This window comes from Acinetobacter sp. UBA5934, assembly GCF_002430855.1.
GTDB lineage: Bacteria > Pseudomonadota > Gammaproteobacteria > Pseudomonadales > Moraxellaceae > Acinetobacter.
The window spans coordinates 1-5,587 of record NZ_DJDC01000169.1 but is presented as its reverse complement, the minus strand read 5'-3'; the positions used below and the strand labels follow the sequence as shown (position 1 = coordinate 5,587).

Here is a 5,587-nt window from a genome sequence, read left to right as displayed (position 1 = left end):
CTCAATCCTGCGGCCGTGATTGTGACCGAACTGTGGCTGGATGATGCGCTGATGCAGAAGATTGCACTGGAAAATAATCTGGCTGAAACCGCATTTGTGAAAGTTATAGATGCAGAGAATTATGAAATCCGCTGGTTTACCCCGACCACTGAAGTGAACTTTTGCGGGCATGCAACTTTAGCCAGCAGTTTTGTGCTGTTTAAAGATTATACTTTGGCGCGCACTATCCGGTTTCATGTTAAAGATTTCGGTATTTTCGTGGTAAGCCAGGAGGCTAATGGCAAAGTAAAAATGAATTTTCCAATTCAGCGTGCGAAAAAAATTGAACATTATCCTGAAATTTTAAAGCAAATTTTAAGCAAACCATTTAACAATGTGTATTTAAACCGTCAGGCTTATATTGTGGAATATAGCAATTCGCAGGATGTGATAGATGAAATGCCGGATTTGGCATTATTAAAACAGTGGTCACAGAGGCAGTCGGAAGCAGAAGGCGGTTTTTCGTATCTAGATTCGACGATCACGGCTCCAGCTGCTGCACCCTATGATTGTGTGTCGCGTTATTTTGCTCCAGCCAATGGTATTGATGAAGATCCGGTCACCGGTTCCATTCATACCGCAATTGCGCCGCTTTGGGCAGAGAAATTGGGCAAAAAAGACATCTTGGCTTATCAGGCATCTGCACGTGGAGGAAAGTTATATTGTGAACTGCTTGAAAACGAAAGAATTGAAATTTCCGGTTATGCAAAGCTATATATGCAGGCAGAGCTCTATCTTTAACATATAGATATAAATGAACGACAAAGCTGTTGAAATAAGCAGCAATTCTTGCAAAAAGTGACTACTCAACATCATCGCCATTTTCTAAGATGTGATGCTGAAAAATTCATCTAACTGAATAAATTGGAATAATTATGCTCATGCGGTTCAAACAACTTACTATCTCATTATTATTTGTTGGTTTTAGTGCAACTGCCTGGGCACAACCAATTTTAGTTAAATCTGAGCAGAAGATTGAAGAATATAAGTTAGACAATGGTTTTCGCGTGGTGCTGGCGCAAAATAACAAAGAAAATAAAGTCTTTATGAATACGGTCTATCTGACCGGTTCACTCAATGATCCGCAAGATAAAAGCGGTTTGGCGCATTTGCTCGAACATCTGGCATTTAAGGGTACACAGAATATCAAAGGTGAAGAATTTCAGCGCCGACTAGATCAATACACCTTAATGACCAATGCCAGTACCGACTATTATTCCACCAAATATACCAATGTGATCCGTCCCGAACAGAATGCCATTAATGAAGTGATTCATCTTGAAGCAGAACGTATGGATAAACTGGTGCTGCAAGAAAAGTTTGTCCCTTCGGAAATTGCCATTGTAAAGCGTGAACGTGAAGTGCGTATGGATCAGCCCTTTGCAGTGATGATGGACCAGATGTGGAAATCGGCTTATGGCAACCAGTATCTGGGACGTTTACCGATTGGCGATTTAAAAGAATTACAGTCCATTAAAATGGATGAGCTAAATAAATTTTACCGCAGCTGGTATGCACCAAATAATGCGGTGATGGTGATTACAGGTAAATTTGATAAAGCGGAAGTGTTAAAACAGATTGATAAAAACTTCAGCCCAATTGCTGCGCGTCAGATTCCTGTACAAAACAAGGTTCCGGCACTGGATTCTACAAAGATTAAAAACCGCAACTATGTGGTAAAAAAAGGCAGTGATCTGGCCAAATTCAATATTTACCTGAATGGCAAAAATGAAAAGATCAAATCTGCTTTAGCGCTGGCACCTTATTTATATACCATGCAGCCAAGTGGACATTTATATCAGAGCGTGGTGGAAACCGGTTTAAGTACCGGTGTTCAATCCAGCACCTGGCTGGATCAAGATTTCAATCTGGTGTTTATGGGTGCAATTTATGCTCCAAATCACGATGCAAAAAAAGTTCAGTCCGAATTGGTTACGGGTGTTGAAAAAAATAAGCCCTTTGATGAGACCGAACTGAACAGAGTGAAAAATCTGATGCAGAATCAGGCAGACAGTATTCTGAGTAGTGCTACTGCATTAGGTGGTCGATTGAGTGATTATTATGTGGCTTATCAGGGTAATTGGTCACAGTACTTTAACGATCTGAATAATGTGAAGCAGCTGAAGCTTGGCGATGTCAATCAGACCCTGACCCAGTTTTTAGTGCCAGAACATCGCATTTCCGGGGACATCCAGCCGACTCCGGAAGATCAGAAAAAAGCCTTGCAGCAACAACAAGCGGCTGAACAGCCTAAAACCCTGGATCAGACTGCTGCCCAGGAAGAACCGCTCAAAGAAAGCAGTGTCTATAAGCAGGAAGTAGCGGAATATGTCAAAACCTCGAAACAGTATTTGCTGGATACTGAAAAGAAAATTCAGCGTGGCAAGCTGAAGAATGGTATTGCCTATGCTTTATATCCGACATCTACCCGTGATGATAAAACCTATGCCACCATTTCTGTAGACTTTGGTACGGACAAATCTTTGTTCAATAAGGGTGAAGTGCTGGATTTGATGGCTTATCTATTGTTGCGTGGCTCAGATCAACACAGCTTGCAGGATATTGCAGACAAATCGATTGAAGCGGGTGGTGGGGCAACGGCGACTGCATCTGCAAATAGTATTACCATTCAGATTGTGGCGAAAAAAGACAAATTTGATGATTATTTCAAATTCATGCTCGACGTTTTGAAAACACCAAAATTTGAACAATCTCAATTTGACCTGATTAAATCGCAAAGTCTGTCGAGCCTGGACCGTCCATATACCGAACCTGAAACGGTTGCGGCGCTGACCATGACCCGCTTGCTTGAAACCTATCAACCGGGGGATTTGCGTTACCATTTTGAGCCGGATCTTGCCAAGCAGCAGATTAAACAGACAACCGTGGAGCAGGTGAAACAGCTCTATCAGGACTTTTTTGTGAGTAATCATGCACAGATTACCATCACCGGTGATTATCAAGCTCAGCCCATGCTTAAATTGCTGCAAAATGAATTTTCAGGATGGAAAGCCCAACTGCCTTATCAACGTCTAAGTTCTGATTATCAGGCTTATCAGGCGCAAAAAATCCATGCTTTATCAGAACAACGTGAATTTGGTAATTATCAGGCCATTTTGACTTTACCGGTGGGTTCTAATCATGCCGATGCGCCAGCATTAATGGTGTTTAGTTATATCTTGGGTGATTCGCAACTCTCTTCACGTTTAGCCCAAGAACTGCGTGAGAAAAATGCGCTGGTCTATGGTTTTGGCAGTGATCTTGATCTGGATGAATGGATGGATTCAGGTGCATTGACTATTGAGGCTAACTACACGGCAGCGAAGTCAGCACAAGTTTCACAAGGGGTACATAAAGTGCTGAATGATTTACTCACTAAAGGAGTAACTGAACAGGAGCTGGAGGCGGCCAAAGCCAATATTCTGAAAAAACGGGTGACTGCTTTGGAAGATGAACGCAATATCCACGCAATGCTCATGCCGCAACTGGAACATCAGCGCGACTTGCTGTTCCGTGAAAAACGTGACCTGGCTTTGGCTAAATTGACCAAGGCAGATGTAGATGCCGTGATCAAGAAATATGTCAAACTGGGTCAGCTGGTGGAAGTCATGGCAGACCAGTATGGAAAACCACAAACCAAGTCATGATTCTTAATCCTTCTTCCCATTTTCCCTCTCCTTCTAGGAGAGGGTTAGGAGAGGTGATTAAAGCCGATAAAACTGCTTCGCATTATGGTGAAACACTCGTTCCAAGGCATTAGGATCACACGCCACTACTGCATCACTCAAGGCATCAATGATGTTGAGTAGTGAACTACTGACCCGATCCATAGGGAAATTGGAAGCAAACATGACCCGGTAACTGCCAAAATTCTGTAGCACATGACTGATCAGGGGTAGCACCAGATCATAGATTTCCTGCTTGCTGGCTAGACGACCTTGCTTATGAAATTGATGGCCTAATACCGGCATCAGTAAACCTGACATTTTGGTATAGACATTTGGACACAGGGCAAGTTCAGCCATATCGTCTTGCCAGCGGACCAGAATATTTTCACGTGCGGTTTTGGTCAGTCCGGTAATTGAGCCGACTTTTCCAAATAATCCGGCAGGTGTGCCGAAATGATCAAGCACAATTGAAGTTTCCGGGAACTGTTTGGCTAGGGCAATTACATCGCTGAGTTGAGTCGAATAAACCCAGGCATCAAATGTTAAATTGTTTTGTGCGATGGCTTCAAAACCTTTTAAAAACTTTTTATTGCGGTATAAATGTGGTTCATCTGTCCAGGCATGGATTTCTTTATCCTCATGCAATGCCGCCATTTTGCGAATACCTTTAAAGCGCGGTGAAGCTTTCTTATGCAATTGCAAAATCTTCTTGAAATTACTGTCCCTCGGATCTGCTGTTGCCACAATGCCACCGAGTTTGACCGTTTCTTCGTTAAAAGGTAGGGATTCAATAAAACGGGTTTCCCCAATCACGCCTTTACCTTTATTTTTATGCCAGCTGGCTTCGACATGCACCACTTGTTCTACCTGATAATGGCCAATATCTTCGAGATAATTTTCCGGCAAATAAGGCGCCGTCACATGATTGGTCAAGCCAATGGTTTCGATCAGGTCATCGGAGTTCACCAAACGCACAAATTTATCTAGCAAATAAGGATGTTTACCCAATAATTTAACCGCCAAAGCCGCTGCATGGGGCGTGTTATAAGGATCCCATTGGTGAATATGCGAGTCAATAATTGCAAAATCCAGCTGTTGCATGTGTGTCCTTAGTTCAGCAAATCTCTGTTATTTAACCATACTGTAAAGTGCCTTGGCTTTAAATGACCTTTTATCCAAAAATTCAGGACATAAAAAAAGCCCTGATGGCATTGCTGTCCCATAATTTGAGTTTTATTTCAGCACCAAAGCGACATGATGATATTTTGAATTTAAGTTATTGATATTTATTTGTATTTTGTTTTTTTCACAGTCTTATCTTTTCTTTAAAAGTTTAAGTCACTTTGTGTAGGCTGAATCCTACTTTTGACAGACCAAAAGTAGGCAAAAGTCTTTATTCCCTATACACGACATCCTGTCGTGATGGGGAATGTGTGGCATCCTTGCCACACCCACAAATCAAACACCTGGAATTCCACTAGGGGACAACAGAGGCCCTAATGGGCTTTTTAACTTCTGATCAGTGCTGATGATCATGGTCATGCTTGTTGGCATGAAATTCTTCGTTATGACGGAAGCGAAGATAGTTTTCAAACTGTTCGCAGTATTCGTCATAGTTGTCTTCCAGCATCATCTGGAACTGCTGCATGATGTAAGACATCACCTGATCTTTGGCGTCACGCATTTCATTGCCATCTTTAAAATTGTTGGCCGCAACCCAGGTATTAAAACGGGCAGTGGCGAACAACATGGCAGCACTGACTTGTCCGCGCATTTCAGCAGGTTTTACTTGGGAACCTTTTTCAACACGACAAAATTCATTGGCCTGTTTAATAAATTCATCAGCACGTTCAAAAAAAGCAGCATTTAACGCTTCTTCT

4 protein-coding genes are annotated in these 5,587 nt (G+C 42.2%); 2 read left to right on the top strand and 2 right to left on the bottom strand.

Annotation, left to right across the window (positions count from 1 at the left end; genetic code table 11):
* The coding region (locus tag B2Y23_RS12305) for a PhzF family phenazine biosynthesis protein (protein ID WP_291371106.1) at positions 1 to 780 on the top strand (780 nt) is incomplete at its 5' end.
* A gap of 134 nt (positions 781 to 914) precedes the next feature.
* Positions 915 to 3,686 carry a M16 family metallopeptidase gene (locus tag B2Y23_RS12300; protein ID WP_291352229.1) on the top strand — a complete coding sequence of 924 codons (2,772 nt, stop codon included), beginning with the start codon at positions 915 to 917 and terminating at the stop codon, positions 3,684 to 3,686.
* Between the two features lie 57 nt (positions 3,687 to 3,743).
* Here B2Y23_RS12300 and B2Y23_RS12295 read toward each other — a convergent pair whose 3' ends face one another.
* Together B2Y23_RS12295 and B2Y23_RS12290 are read right to left on the bottom strand one after the other, a co-directional pair.
* Positions 3,744 to 4,808, bottom strand: a complete 1,065-nt coding sequence (locus B2Y23_RS12295; protein WP_291352227.1) for an amidohydrolase family protein — start codon at positions 4,806 to 4,808, stop codon at positions 3,744 to 3,746.
* Positions 4,809 to 5,226: 418 nt separating this feature from the next.
* Positions 5,227 to 5,587 (bottom strand): DUF3144 domain-containing protein (locus tag B2Y23_RS12290; protein ID WP_291371104.1); only part of this gene is annotated, 361 nt, incomplete at its 5' end.